The sequence below is a fragment of the Pseudomonas koreensis genome, from assembly GCF_025447595.1.
GTDB lineage: Bacteria > Pseudomonadota > Gammaproteobacteria > Pseudomonadales > Pseudomonadaceae > Aquipseudomonas > Aquipseudomonas koreensis_H.
The window spans coordinates 16,873-30,129 of sequence record NZ_JAOEJU010000030.1 but is presented as its reverse complement, the minus strand read 5'-3'; the positions used below and the strand labels follow the sequence as shown (position 1 = coordinate 30,129).

Annotated in this window: 11 protein-coding genes; 4 read left to right on the top strand and 7 right to left on the bottom strand. The window is 60.2% G+C overall.

Going from position 1 to position 13,257, the window contains the following annotated elements; genetic code table 11:
* Positions 1 to 16: 16 nt before the first annotated feature.
* Complete coding sequence (acnA, locus tag N8H71_RS26015; protein WP_262196190.1) at positions 17 to 2,758, top strand: aconitate hydratase AcnA; 2,742 nt, start codon at positions 17 to 19, stop codon at positions 2,756 to 2,758.
* A gap of 289 nt (positions 2,759 to 3,047) precedes the next feature.
* Here acnA and N8H71_RS26010 read toward each other — a convergent pair whose 3' ends face one another.
* Both N8H71_RS26010 and N8H71_RS26005 read right to left on the bottom strand, forming a co-directional pair.
* The gene (locus N8H71_RS26010; protein ID WP_262196189.1) at positions 3,048 to 3,863 is read right to left on the bottom strand and encodes an aminoglycoside phosphotransferase family protein; all 816 of its coding nucleotides are present in this window, start codon (positions 3,861 to 3,863) and stop codon (positions 3,048 to 3,050) included.
* Entirely contained in the window at positions 3,856 to 4,344 is a 489-nt protein-coding gene (locus tag N8H71_RS26005) for an SRPBCC family protein (protein ID WP_007953087.1), read from the bottom strand. Before N8H71_RS26005 ends, N8H71_RS26010 begins: the two co-directional genes overlap by 8 nt.
* A gap of 196 nt (positions 4,345 to 4,540) precedes the next feature.
* On the opposite strand from N8H71_RS26005, the gene N8H71_RS26000 reads away from it, so the two are divergent.
* Together N8H71_RS26000 and N8H71_RS25995 are read left to right on the top strand one after the other, a co-directional pair.
* Positions 4,541 to 5,458 carry an ADP-ribosylglycohydrolase family protein gene (locus N8H71_RS26000; protein WP_262196188.1) on the top strand — a complete coding sequence of 306 codons (918 nt, stop codon included), beginning with the start codon at positions 4,541 to 4,543 and terminating at the stop codon, positions 5,456 to 5,458.
* Positions 5,459 to 5,516: 58 nt separating this feature from the next.
* Positions 5,517 to 5,921 (top strand): lysozyme inhibitor LprI family protein, encoded by a 405-nt coding sequence (locus tag N8H71_RS25995; RefSeq protein WP_262196187.1) that lies wholly within the window; start codon positions 5,517 to 5,519, stop codon positions 5,919 to 5,921.
* Positions 5,922 to 6,033: 112 nt separating this feature from the next.
* Here N8H71_RS25995 and peaD read toward each other — a convergent pair whose 3' ends face one another.
* The 5 genes from peaD to N8H71_RS25970 all read right to left on the bottom strand — a co-directional run bounded on the left by peaD (position 6,034) and on the right by N8H71_RS25970 (position 11,398).
* Positions 6,034 to 7,155 carry a quinohemoprotein amine dehydrogenase subunit beta gene (peaD, locus tag N8H71_RS25990; RefSeq protein ID WP_262196186.1) on the bottom strand — a complete coding sequence of 374 codons (1,122 nt, stop codon included), beginning with the start codon at positions 7,153 to 7,155 and terminating at the stop codon, positions 6,034 to 6,036.
* 23 nt (positions 7,156 to 7,178) lie between these two features.
* Entirely contained in the window at positions 7,179 to 7,502 is a 324-nt protein-coding gene (gene qhpC, locus N8H71_RS25985; protein WP_008016081.1) for a quinohemoprotein amine dehydrogenase subunit gamma, read from the bottom strand.
* A gap of 1 nt (position 7,503) precedes the next feature.
* Positions 7,504 to 8,934, bottom strand: a complete 1,431-nt coding sequence (gene peaB / locus N8H71_RS25980; RefSeq protein ID WP_262196185.1) for a quinohemoprotein amine dehydrogenase maturation protein — start codon at positions 8,932 to 8,934, stop codon at positions 7,504 to 7,506.
* A gap of 82 nt (positions 8,935 to 9,016) precedes the next feature.
* Positions 9,017 to 10,597 carry a quinohemoprotein amine dehydrogenase subunit alpha gene (peaA, locus tag N8H71_RS25975; RefSeq protein WP_262196184.1) on the bottom strand — a complete coding sequence of 527 codons (1,581 nt, stop codon included), beginning with the start codon at positions 10,595 to 10,597 and terminating at the stop codon, positions 9,017 to 9,019.
* Positions 10,598 to 11,197: 600 nt separating this feature from the next.
* Positions 11,198 to 11,398: a hypothetical protein gene (locus N8H71_RS25970; RefSeq protein ID WP_085686895.1), complete on the bottom strand. Its 201-nt coding sequence runs from the start codon at positions 11,396 to 11,398 to the stop codon at positions 11,198 to 11,200.
* Positions 11,399 to 11,754: 356 nt separating this feature from the next.
* Between N8H71_RS25970 and N8H71_RS25965 the strand changes: the two genes are divergently transcribed.
* Positions 11,755 to 13,245: an aldehyde dehydrogenase family protein gene (locus tag N8H71_RS25965; protein ID WP_262196183.1), complete on the top strand. Its 1,491-nt coding sequence runs from the start codon at positions 11,755 to 11,757 to the stop codon at positions 13,243 to 13,245.
* Positions 13,246 to 13,257 lie beyond the last annotated feature (12 nt).

Sequence of the window (13,257 nt, the reverse complement as noted above, 5' to 3'; positions counted from 1 at the left end):
CAAAGGAGTGATCGTAATGCCGTCCCTCGATAGTCTGAAATCCCTTACAACTCTGAAAGTCGACGACAAGACTTACCACTATTTCAGCCTGCCGGATGCCGCCAAGACCTTGGGCGATCTCGACAAGCTGCCGATGTCGCTGAAAGTCCTGCTGGAAAACCTGCTGCGCTGGGAAGATGAAAAAACCGTCACCGGCGCCGACCTCAAGGCCATTGCCGCGTGGCTCAAGGAGCGCCGCTCCGACCGGGAAATCCAGTACCGCCCTGCCCGCGTGCTGATGCAGGACTTTACCGGCGTCCCCGCCGTGGTCGATCTGGCCGCGATGCGCGCCGCCATGGCCAAGGCCGGCGGTGATCCACAGCGAATCAACCCGCTGTCGCCGGTGGATCTGGTGATCGACCACTCGGTGATGGTCGACAAATTCGCCAGCGCCAGCGCCTTCGAACAGAACGTCGACATCGAAATGCAGCGCAACGGCGAACGCTACGCCTTCCTGCGCTGGGGCCAGAGCGCGTTCGACAACTTCAGCGTGGTGCCGCCGGGCACCGGGATCTGTCACCAGGTCAACCTCGAATACCTCGGCCGCACCGTGTGGACCAAGGACGAAGACGGCCGCACCTATGCCTTCCCTGACACGCTAGTCGGCACCGACTCCCACACCACCATGATCAACGGCCTCGGCGTACTCGGCTGGGGCGTCGGCGGGATCGAGGCGGAAGCGGCGATGCTCGGGCAACCGGTGTCGATGCTGATTCCAGAAGTGATCGGCTTCAAACTCACCGGCAAGCTCAAGGAAGGCATCACCGCCACCGACCTGGTGCTGACCGTGACCCAGATGCTGCGCAAGAAAGGCGTGGTCGGCAAATTCGTCGAGTTCTATGGCGACGGCCTCGCCGACCTGCCGCTGGCCGACCGCGCGACCATCGCCAACATGGCCCCGGAATATGGCGCGACTTGCGGCTTCTTCCCGGTGGATGACGTGACCCTCGACTACCTGCGCCTGTCCGGCCGTCCGACTGAAGTGGTGAAACTGGTCGAGGCCTACACCAAGGCCCAGGGTTTGTGGCGCCTGCCCGGTCAGGAGCCGGTGTTCACCGACAGTCTGGCGCTGGACATGGGCAGCGTCGAAGCCAGCCTCGCCGGGCCGAAACGCCCACAGGACCGGGTCTCGCTGCCGAATGTCGGTCAGGCGTTCAGCGACTTTCTCGACTTGCAATTCAAACCCACCAGCAAGGAAGAAGGACGCCTCGAAAGCGAGGGCGGCGGTGGTGTGGCAGTAGGCAATGCCGATCTGGTCGGCGAAACCGATTACGAGTACGACGGCCACACCTATCGCCTGAAAAACGGTGCCGTGGTGATTGCCGCAATCACCTCCTGCACCAACACCTCCAACCCGAGCGTGATGATGGCCGCCGGCCTGCTGGCGAAAAAAGCCGTGGAGAAAGGCCTGACCCGCAAACCGTGGGTGAAGAGTTCGCTGGCACCGGGTTCGAAAGTCGTCACCGATTACTACAAAGCCGCCGGATTGACGCAGTATCTCGACCAGCTCGGTTTTTCGCTGGTCGGATACGGCTGCACCACTTGCATCGGCAACTCCGGGCCGCTGCCTGAACCGATCGAAAAAGCCATCCAGAAAGCCGATCTGACCGTGGCTTCGGTGTTGTCCGGCAATCGCAACTTTGAAGGCCGGGTGCATCCACTGGTGAAAACCAATTGGCTGGCCTCGCCGCCGCTGGTGGTCGCTTACGCACTGGCGGGCAGTGTGCGCACCGACATCAGCAGCGAACCTCTGGGCAATGACCAGCAGGGCAACCCGGTTTACCTGCGTGATATCTGGCCGAGCAGCAAGGAAATTGCTGACGCGGTGAATCAGGTCAATACGGCGATGTTCCACAAGGAATACGCAGAAGTGTTCGCCGGTGACGAACAGTGGCAAGCCATCGAGGTGCCGCAAGCCGCGACTTACGTCTGGCAGGCGGATTCGACCTACATCCAGCACCCGCCGTTCTTCGACGACATTTCCGGGCCTTTGCCGGTGATCGCCGATGTGAAAGGTGCGCGAGTGCTGGCGCTATTGGGCGATTCGGTGACCACCGACCACATCTCCCCCGCCGGCAACATCAAGGCCGACAGCCCGGCCGGGCGTTACCTGCGCGAGCAAGGTGTGGAGCCACGGGACTTCAACTCCTACGGTTCACGCCGGGGCAACCACGAAGTGATGATGCGCGGCACGTTTGCCAACATCCGCATCCGCAACGAAATGCTCGGCGGCGAAGAAGGTGGCAACACGATCTACATTCCGACCGGCGAGAAACTGGCGATCTACGACGCTGCCATGCGTTATCAGGCCTCGGGCACGCCGCTGGTGGTGATTGCCGGGCAAGAATACGGCACCGGTTCCAGCCGCGACTGGGCCGCCAAGGGCACCAACCTGCTCGGGGTCAAAGCGGTGATCGCCGAAAGCTTCGAGCGGATCCACCGTTCCAACCTGGTGGGCATGGGGGTGCTGCCGTTGCAGTTCAAGCTGGATCAGAACCGCAAGAGCCTGAACCTCACCGGCAAGGAAACCCTGGATATCCAAGGCCTGAGCGGGGTCGAGCTGACGCCACGGATGAACCTGACTCTGGTTATCACCCGTGAAGACGGGCGTCAGGAGAAAATTGAAGTGCTGTGCCGCATCGACACCTTGAACGAGGTGGAGTACTTCAAGTCCGGCGGGATCCTGCATTACGTGTTGCGCCAGTTGATCGCCTCGTAAAACCTGCAGATGCAGAAACACCGCCGATTGGCGGTGTTTCTGTTTGGGCACGGCACTTTTCTACGGGCGAAAAAAAACCCGCCGAAGCGGGTTTTTCCCAAGACCATTATCGACTCCCTGTCGGCAGCGATCCTTGCTAATGGTCGATCATCCGTGATCCTGAAACACTCCCTGTGCTTCAGTTGATGAGGCTAGATTACGCTGTGGATCCAATCGGCAATAGTCGAAATAGCTACCATCGCGTGTAAGACATTCGCCATAGCGGGCCTTCCGAAAACCCTTAGACGTGTCAGGCATCCAGCGCAGAAGCCGCCAATTGCGCGACTTTCAGCTGTCCTTTTGCCGCGGTTTGCTCGTCATCTTCCATGAACCACGCGGCGGACAGTCCGGCGAACGCCAGCACCCATTGCAACAGGCGTTTTCGCTCGATTCCCGCTGCTTCGCAGATCACGTCGACTTGCCGCCGAAAGCGCTCGGGATCAGTTGCCGTCGGCAAATCCGGGTTGCAGATCAGGTTGGCATAGTCGTAACCGCGCTCGCCCTGCACCCGCTTGGGGTCGATGGCCAACCAGCCCCGTGGGCCGAAATCAAGAACGTTGTCGTGGTGCATGTCGCCGTGCAGCACCACTACGTCCTGCGGTTCGGCGAGCAAGGTCTGGGCCGTTTGCAGGCAATTGGCGTAGGGGCCACCGTATCGGGCTGCGGCCATTTTTAATGATGCGAACCACGGCCCCAGCTCCACCAACGGCGGTGGCGGTGTCGGTCGCGGTGCGTGCAGACGAGCCAAGGCTCGACACATGATCCGTGTGGCTTCGTCATCCTCGCCGTTGAGCGCCATGTACATCAACGAACGCTGACCCATCGCCCGCTCAAGCAACAGGCCTTCCTCGTGATGAGCGAGCACCCGGGCGGCACCATCGCCGTCCCACCAGGTCATCAGCAGGTTGCCGTACTTTTCCTCGTCATCCACCGCGAATTTCAGCATGGCCGGCACATCGCCCTGACGCACCGGCAACAGGCGGCTGCCCGGGGTGATGATCGGCTCGCCGTCCGGTGCCAGCGCCCAGCGTTCCAGCCACGGCGTGAACAGGTCGAGATCAGCCACCTTCGCGCTCGCGGGCCCGGTCGCTCTCCGTGAGGAAGTGTTCAAGCCGACTCAACTGTTCCTCCCAGCCACGACTGTCCATGTAGTAGGCCTCTTTCTGGCGCACGTCGGGAATGTGCGCGAAACCTGACTCGGAGACCTTCAGCAGCGTGCCGTTCTCGTAGTCCTGCAGTTCGAATTTGACCAGGGTGGTCGGTTCCTGGGAGTAGTCGATTTTCGGGTTCACCGCGTACGGGTGCCAGCGGAAGGAGAACAGCTGCTGCGGCTCGACCCTCTCCACCAGCACGTTCCAGAGCACATGTTCATAACCGGGGTACGTCACCTGCCCTTGCGTCCATTCGCCCGCGATAAACCGCCGGCCCTCCAGCGCAACGCCGAACCACTGGCCGAACGCCTCGGCATCGACCAGGGCGCGCCAGACATGGGAGCGCGGCGACCTGAGCATGATTTTACGTTCAAAGCTGTTGGGTACTGGTTTCATACGTCACCTCCTGTTTTGAACAGTAGGCTTGTATGACCACATGTCCAATGCGAAGTTGTATCAATCCAGTGCAACGGTCGGATCTGATTGAAATATCCGGCAGTATTTTGCGGCGCCGGTTCGTCAGAATGCGCACGGATCAGCGCTGCGAAACTGATAACGTTCGCAGCGAATTGAACGACACAAGGACGTCATCATGCAGCCCTCCCTCCCCGAACGTTACCGTGGCGCCCTGCTCGGACTGGCCTGCGGCGATGCCGTGGGAACCACCGTCGAATTCCAGCCTCGCGGCAGCTTCCAGCCCCTGACCGACATGGTCGGAGGCGGGCCGTTTCACCTGAAGCCCGGTCAATGGACCGACGACACCTCGATGGCGCTGTGCCTGGCGGAAAGTCTGCTGAACAAAAACGCATTCGATGCCGCAGACCAGATGGGCCGCTATCTGAACTGGTGGCAATGGGGTTATCTGAGTTCGACCGGCGAATGTTTCGATATCGGCATGACCGTGAGTCAGGCGCTGGATCGCTATCAACACACCGGTGAGCCGTTTGCCGGCTCTACTGACCCGCACAGTGCCGGCAATGGTTCGTTGATGCGATTGGTGCCCGTGGTTCTGTTTTATTTCCCCGATGCCCGGAAAACCATGCGATTCGCCGCCGACAGTTCGCGCACCACGCACGCGGCGCCCGAGGCCATCGAATGCTGCCAACTGTTTGCCGACCTGCTCGGCAAAGCGCTGGAAGGCGCATCGAAAGCGCAACTGCGCACTCTGCCGCCAACAGCCTTCAGTCAGCCAAAGGTGGCGGCGATTGCCCGGGGCGAGTACCTGCACAAGACCGAGCGCGACATTCGCGGCAGTGGTTACTGCGTCGAATCCCTGGAAGCGGCGTTATGGTGCTTCCAGCACACCGACAGTTTTGCCGCGGCCGTCCTGCAAGCGGCGAATCTGGGCGATGACGCGGATACCACGGCTGCCATCGTCGGCCAGTTGGCCGGCGCCTATTACGGCGTGCAGGGAATCCCGTTCGGGTGGCTGGAAAAACTGCATGACGGAGAAGAAATTGCGGCGACAGCGGAGCGGTTGCTCAACGCATCAAGACAACACCAACCCTGATGGCGCCACGAAGTCGATAAACTGCCCGGCACGTTCATTCATCAAAGCGAGATGACTCATGTCCCCACGCCTGCTCTTGGCCCTGACACCCTTTCTTTTCACTTCCGTTGCTCACGCTGCCATGGACTGTGCCAATGCCAGCGATCAGACGACGATGAATCAGTGCGCCGCGCAGGAAAACAAGGCGGCGGATAAGGAGTTGAACACGGTTTATCAGCAAATTACCGCCCGGCTGAAGAACAACCCTGATGGCAAAAAACTGCTGGTGAGCGCGCAACGAGCGTGGATCGGGTTTCGTGATGCCGAGTGCAAGTTTTCGGCATCCGGCGTGGCAGGCGGGAGTGTTTATCCGTTGATCTACAACAATTGCATCGCCTCGGTGACCAAGACGCGAACCGAGGCGCTCAAGCAGTATTTGAAATGTGAGGAAGGTGACATGAGCTGCCCGGTGCCCGGGGCCTGATTTTTCGATTCTTTCAGAACCTCTTCGCGAGCAAGCTCGCTCCCACCTTTGGAATGCGGTTCGAATGTGGGAGCGAGCTTGCTCGCGATGGCGTCATCCCTGACGCCGGCAATCAACGGACGAAAATTTGCGCCGTGGTTATCGCCATGTCCCCACCCGGCAACTTGATGCTGCCAGTCTGTTTCATGGTTTCGGCATCAAAGATCGCCACGTCGTTGAAGGTCCCGGCCAGATAGATCTTGCTCCCTTCCTTGTTGAACGAAATGCAGTAGTAGGAATGATCCAGCGTCGCCGCCTGAATCAGCTTCTTCTGCTTGATGTCGTACTTGGCCAGACGATTGAGCACGCCGAACATCAGGTTCGGATCCTTCGGCGAGCGCATGCCGCTGAAGTAGATCTCGGTTAGCGGGCCGAAATCGGTGGTCTCGGTCTTGCCGGTTTTCAGGTCGACGCTGAACAAACCGTACAGGTATTCAGCGGTGGCCGGATCCTGCTTCTTGTCCTTGAACTTGGCGGCGGTGTACAGCAGCGAAAAGTCATGCCGATAAGTCTGCTGGTTCCACACGTAAAGCACGTCCGGCGCGCTGTAGTTCGGGCGCTTCCAGTGACGGCTGGGGATCAGCACGTCGAACTTGCCGCTCTTCACATCGACCTTGTACACATCGGCGCCAGCCACATACAACGTGCCGTCATCGCCGCTCTGCATGATCGTCAACTGTCGTGGCGCCGGGAAGCTGCGCACCGGTTTGGCATTCATTCCGGCATCGGTGGCGTATACGTCCAGACGCGGTTGTTTGACCTCGTAGCGGTCGTTGAGCATCTGGGTCGGGTTGGCGATGGTGTACAACTCCTTGCCGTCATGGCTGACGGTGAATGCGAACATCGACCGCGCCTTTTCCCCCGGCTGCTGGGTGATGCTGGCGTGGAACACCTGCTTGCAGGTGTCCAGTTCGACACCGTAGACATCGGCATAATGGTTGTTCAGCACGTACGCTGTCTTGCGATCCGGCGAAAGCTGCACAGTGCCGGGGCCAAAGGCGTCGGGCATCCTGCAGGTCTTGTACAGGCTGTCGGTCGCCAGATCGATGACGTGCAGGTTGTTCGGGTAGTTGGTGGTCAACATGTACTCGTGACCGTCTTGCAGCGCGGTGTTTTCATCGGCCAGAACCGGGAGCGAACAGGTGCTCAGAACCGCGAGTGCGGCAAGGCCGCAGGCTTTGTTGAGGCTAGGCATGCTGGAATCCTTCTTCTTAGGGATCACTTGTCTTTCGGAAAGACAGTGCCGAGGTTGCGCCAGTTGTCGTTGGACGCCTGGGCATCCTTGTTCCAGTCCGGGTAGGTGCTCATCATGTCCGGCACCTGGGCCGGCCACCAGCACGGATCGGAGCAGCCGTAGAGGTCAGCTTCCATCGGCTGGCACAGCGACGAAACCCCGCCGAACGCATCGATTTCCCAACCCGGGTCGGTGGTCGAGGCGCAGCCCGCGACGGAGCTCATCGCCACCACCTCTTCGATGCGGTTCTCGTCCGCGGCCTGATCCAGCTTCAACGCTTTGTTATTGATTGCCTTGAGATGTTTCATATCAGTGAGCCTTGCGCGGAGTGATGTAGCTGCTGATGAACGCAGGGTTGTTGGCCATGATCCGGGTGTAGACCTCGATGCCGAAGTCGACCCAGTCACGCATCAGTTCGCAGTAGTGATAAGTCGGGTGCGCCGGGTCGCCGTAGCGGGCGTAGCTCTCGTGATAGCAACCGCCCGAGCACAGGTTGCGGATCTGACAGTCATGGCAACCGGTGTTGGTGCGATCCAGGCGCTGGGACAGGAAGTCGTTCAACTCAACCTGCTTAACGCCGCTATGAACATTGCCAAAGGTCGGCAGCGACGAGCCGGTGAAGCGATGGCACAGGTTCAGTTCGCCCTTGTGATCGACCGCCAGCATCTTCAGCCCGGCACCGCACGGCAGGGCCTTTTTGTGGCCTTCGTGAATGTCGGTGATCAACTGATGCAGGTTGGAGAACCCAATGTTGCGGTGCTCCAGCGCGGCTTCCAGATAACGCCGACCGAGGCGTTTCATGCTGGCAAAGACTTCGATCAACTCGTCGTTGGTCAGATTGAAGCTGCTGATATCGCCGGACGTTACCGGAGCAAATCCAACCTCGGCAAATCCCAGTTCGTTAAACAGGTGATCCCAGATGGTTTCAACGTCGGTGACGCCGGTAGTCAGTGTCACCCGCGCTCCGACCGGGCGGCTGTTGTAGCGCGACAGCAGCATTTCGGCCTTGCGCCGCACCACGTCATAGGTGCCCTGCCCGCCCACGGTGATGCGGTTACGGTCGTGCACGGTTTTCGGCCCGTCGATGCTCACTGACAGCCCGAAGCGGTGGGCATTCAGGTAGTCCACGGTTTCTTCGGTAAGCAGCGTGGCATTGGTGGTCATCACGAATTCGACAAACTTGCCGGCCTCGGCAAATCGCTTCTCGCAATAATCGACCATGTACTCGATCAGCTTGCGGTTGCTCAGCGGCTCGCCACCGAAAAACACCACGGTGAAACGTTCTTCGTCGGGGGATTCACGCAACAGCATTTCCACCGAGGCGATGGCGGTTTCGACATCCATCTTCTTGCCCGCGGACGGCTTGTCGAGGTCTTCCTTGTAGCAGTAGGTGCAGCTCAGATTGCAGCCGGTGTTGACGTTGAGCACCACGGTGTTGATCGCCGTGCGCTCGACGCGTTTGACCGCGATGTCCGGCGTCAGCGGCGAGCCGTCGCTGACCAGCTCCAGCGAAATCAGCTCGCGCAGGGTCTCGTTGATTTCCTCGCCGTTGAACCGCGCGCCGAGGCGCTGGATCAGGTCTTCCGAGGAGCAGCCAGGGCCGCGCAACGCATCGATGATGGTGCCGGTCAGTTCATCGCTGGCAAACAGCGAACTGCTGGGGATATGAAACAGCATACGGTCGGCGTCGACGTGCACTTCGTGCAGGTTGCGTTCGACCAGATTCAAGATAGCGCCCATTGCAAACCTCCTGTGCAAGCCCCGTTTGGCGGGACTTGCGATCATTCCGAAAAGTGTCTGAATCGCTGAGGTCCAGGACAACTCATGGAATGGGTGGGTTGTTCCAGCGCTGCACGGTGACGATCAGGTGGCCTTCGCCGGTGAGGGATTTCCCTGCGTCGTCGACGGCGGCGATCACCTTGAGGTTGCCGGCATTGTTGGTGGACATCTTGCGCGCCGGATTCGGCCCGGCATCGCCCGGGGTGAACACGCCCGCGTCGGCCTGCATGGTGCCGGCGAACTTGACGTCCTCATCCTCTTTGGCGCGCTCGTCGAAGGCTTCGACTTTCCATTGCGCCGGGAACACGCCGATGCGATAAGGCTTGCCGTCGGCACTCTTGCCCCAGGCTTCGGCGTCGAAGCGGCCCTGGACTTTCGGCGTCGAACCGCCACCCTCGCCGATTCGTGCCACCGAGAATTCCGGCACCACTTTGACCGAAGCAATCTTGCTGTACACCGACAGACTCGGGCCTTTCAGGCTGCCGACGCTGACCGCGCGCAGGCCCGGCTGGGCATTGGCTGCCGCTTTGACTTTGACCTTGATCCGGTCGGCGCTCTGTTCGACCACTTCGACCACGTCCACGCCTTTGCCGAAGTTCGGCTTGCCGCTCAGACCGCTGCCGATCAGGGTCACTTCGGTTTCGCTGCCCGCCTTCACATAACCCGGCTGTACCGCCAGCAAGCGCTGCGAACCCTGTTTGGCAGCGACGAAGTCCAGACCACGCTCATCGTGCTCGGCCTCGAACATCCGGCCCTGCATGGCGTTGCCTTGTGCAGCGAACACCTGCCGCATGGTCACGCCATCGACGGTCACGTTGCCGCGCCACTCGTAACCGCTGTAGAGAATCGCGCTGCCGTCGCCGTTAAACGGGCTGCCATCGGCGTAATGACCTTTGACGGCGACCTTGAAGGTGTCACTGCCATCGGCGGTGACGCTCATGGTGCCGGCCAGTTCACCCTTGCCCGGCAGGTGGCCGCTGAAACTCCAGTCGCCGACCAAAGCTTCGGCTTTCGGTGCGGTTTTGACCCAGGTCTGCCACGCCGGGTTGTCGAGCGGATAACGCTTGGCCAACAGCGGGACCATTTCCTTGCGGGCGATATCGAACCAGTCACGATCACGGGCCAGCGCCTGATACTCCAGCGACGGCCATTGGCCGAGGTGGAAGTTCACCAGACGTTCCCACTCCTGAGCCGGACGCCGTTGCAGAGCGACCCGCGCACCGGAGTGGCAGCGGCCACACATCTGCGCGGTTTTCTCGTCGAACTGCTCGATGGTGTTCAACCGCCGTTCCAGCGCGTAACGCACGCCGTCGGTTTCGCTGGGCGCCAAGCCCTGGGTGTCGGCGAGGTATTTGACCAGCGTGCGACGATCGTCATCGCTGATCTGCAAACCGTGCATGGTCTGCATCCGGGCGATGCTCATCAGCCAGCCTTCCGGGGTCTTGCGCTGGTGGCTGATGCGGCTCAACTGCTCGCCCGCTTCAGGGGTATGACAGCCCTGACAGGTTTCCTTGAGGATGGTCTGGGCATCGCGGGCCGCCAGGCTGTACGGCGAATGCAGGGCCACGCAAGCGGCCACGGCCAGCAGGCTGGCGCTCATGCCTGATCGGAGTTTTCTCTTCATCAACGTCGAACCTCGCACGGTGCTTTCTTATTGTTGTGGCTTATCGTTTTTATGGTTTCTGCCGTTCGTGGCGCTGCACGAACGGAGGCAAGCGAAACGTCTGCTGTGAGCAATACACGGAGCGTGCCAGCTTGCCGATAAGCTTTTCAATCAAGCAGTTACGTGAAGATCAAGGCGAAGTGGCGGTGTCGGCGGTGCTTGCCGGCGTCCAATTTCGCGACAACTGTTGCAGTCTGAGACAAGCATAGTTGTTGCGGCGTCAGCGACATTGCATCGCGCGACAGATGACCCGGAGCTGACAGCATCCCCCATGAAAAACCTCCAGGAGAGTGACGCCTGCCGAACCCACACGAAAACAAGCCCCGCCAATGACGGGGCTCTTGTATTGGTTGTTGACCCGCGCCTAGCGAACAGAGTTGTCCGGGTGAACCTTGTAACGCCCACAAAACTCGCAAACCATCGAGCATTCACCTTGCGCGTAGGCCTTCGCTGCCAATGAACCGGAATCGCGCCGGGCAGCTTGAATTCGACGCTCCCGGTAAAACGCATACGTGATCAGCAAACTAAAGGCCAATGACCAAAGACACAGAATTAAAGCCGTCATGATTTATCCTCAAGCATGGCAACTGCGAAAGAAGTGGCGATCAAGAAAATACTGCTGGTAGCCATCAAGGCACCTGCCCGAATCGTATCCACATCGGTCAGATCGCCGATCAACAGCGCCGCAAACCCCGTCACCAGAAATCCAGTCCCCACGCCTATCATGAAATTGGTTAGCCATCGAATGGTTAAGTTGTTCATCGACATCCTTGTGAAGACACTGACCCGCCAAATCCATGGCAGGAAAACCCTATACACAAAGCAACTTAGCTCGTACTTCATGCCTCCACCAGTCAGTAAAAACTGTCAGACGCGCGGCTTTTCCTACACCTGAAACGGCCCGATTTCGCCCAGGCCCCGCCACAGCGGCATTGGCTTTGTAGGACGCGTATCTTGCTTCTCAATGGGTGTCGCGTTTTGAGACAAATTCACGCCGGTTAGCACTTAAATTCTTCCTCCGCCAGCCCATGCAACGGGGCTGTACGCCACCTTCGAGCATTTGGCACAACCATTGCGAAAGCCCCTCTCGATCCCATCGAACAACAAGAGGTTTCGCCATGCCCCTGCCCTATCTGCTCCCTGCCACTTCGGCCTTCATCCAGCGCCCGCCACGCATGCTGATCGGCGGCGACTGGGTCGAAGCCGCCGACGGCCAGACCATGCCGCTGCACAACCCGGCCACCGGTGAAGTGCTGTGCGTGGTGCCTCGCGCCACCCCGGAAGATGTCGACCGCGCGGTGCTCGCCGCCCGGCAAGCCTTTGATGATTCAACCTGGAGCCGCACCCGCCCGCGCGAGCGGCAGAACCTGTTGTGGAAGCTCGCTGACCTGATGCAGCGCGACGCCGAGCTGCTGGCGCAACTGGAATGCCTGAACAACGGCAAGAGCGCGGCGGTGGCGCAGGTGATGGACGTGCAACTGGCCACCGACTTCCTGCGCTACATGGCTGGCTGGGCGACCAAGATCGAAGGTTCCAGCGTCGACGTTTCGTTGCCGCTGATGCCCGGCGATCAGTTCCACAGTTTCATTCGCCGCGAAGCAGTCGGCGTGGTCGGCGCCATCGTCGCCTGGAACTTTCCGTTGCTGCTGGCCTGCTGGAAACTCGGCCCGGCGCTGGCCACCGGTTGCACCGTGGTGCTCAAACCGGCTGACGAAACCCCGCTGACCGCGCTGAAACTGGCGGAACTGGTGCTAGAGGCGGGTTATCCGGAAGGCGTGTTCAACGTGGTCACCGGCACCGGCATCACGGCCGGTTCTGCCCTCACTCACAACCCGTTGGTCGACAAGCTGACCTTCACCGGCTCCACCGCCGTCGGCAAGCAGATCGGCAAGATCGCCATGGATTCGATGACCCGGGTCACCCTGGAACTGGGCGGCAAATCACCGACCATCGTCATGGCCGACGCCGACCTGAAAACCGCTGCGACGGGAGCTGCCAGTGCGATTTTCTTCAACCAGGGCCAGGTCTGCTGCGCAGGATCCAGGCTGTACGTGCAGCGCAAGCATTTCGACAATGTGGTGGCCGATATCAGCGACATCGCCAACGCAATGAAACTCGGCAACGGCCTCGATCCAAGCATCGATATGGGCCCGCTGATTTCCGCGCGCCAGCAGGAGCGGGTCTACAACTACATCGAAATGGGTCGGGAAAGCGGCGCGACCATCGCCTGCGGCGGCGAGCAGTTCGGGCCGGGATTCTTCGTCAAGCCGACGGTAATTGTCGATGTCGATCAACAGAGTTCGCTGGTTCAGGAAGAGATCTTCGGGCCGGTGCTGGTGGCGATTCCATTTGATGACGAGGCCGACGCGCTGCGCATGGCCAATGACAGCCCTTATGGTTTGGGCGCGAGCATCTGGTCGAACGATCTGGCGGCGGTGCACCGGATGATTCCGCGGATCAAGTCAGGCTCGGTGTGGGTCAACTGTCACAGCGCGCTGGACCCGGCGCTGCCGTTTGGCGGCTACAAGATGTCCGGTGTCGGGCGCGAGATGGGGTATGCGGCGATCGAGCATTACACCGAGCTGAAGTCAGTGTTGATCAAGTTGTAATGACTGCGTTCA